This is a genomic window from Geovibrio ferrireducens (genome assembly GCF_026226615.1).
GTDB classification, from domain to species: Bacteria; Chrysiogenota; Deferribacteres; order Deferribacterales; family Geovibrionaceae; genus Geovibrio; species Geovibrio ferrireducens.
The window spans coordinates 1-305 of the sequence record NZ_JAJAPB010000036.1 but is presented as its reverse complement, the minus strand read 5'-3'; the positions used below and the strand labels follow the sequence as shown (position 1 = coordinate 305).

1 protein-coding gene is annotated in these 305 nt (G+C 35.4%); it reads right to left on the bottom strand.

Translation table 11 applies throughout. The annotated features are described in order from the left end of the window. Positions 1-235: hypothetical protein (locus tag OSQ85_RS14045; RefSeq protein ID WP_265823938.1), on the bottom strand; the 235-nt coding region annotated here is incomplete at its 3' end. Between the last annotated feature and the right edge of the window lie 70 nt (positions 236-305).

The following is a 305-nucleotide window of genomic DNA, read 5'->3' as shown; positions in this document are numbered from 1 at the left end:
CATATTTAGGCCCTCGCTTCAAAGGAAGAAGAGAATCATGCTTACCGCTTTGCTTATAACGGTTGTAATACTTTAAAAAAGCACGCCTGTCTGTATCGTAAAACTTATAAAACTCCTGAACGTACTTGAAGTGCTCATGCTTTTTGCTTTTAACCTGCTCATACTCATTGATTAAATGCAGATACTTCATTATGTAGTTACGCTTAATCGTTTCGTCGCTGCTGTTGTTTCTCATCGAAGACTCCTTCATTTACTTGAGATTAACAAATAAATAAATTCTCGCCTCGAATTAAATAACATATACA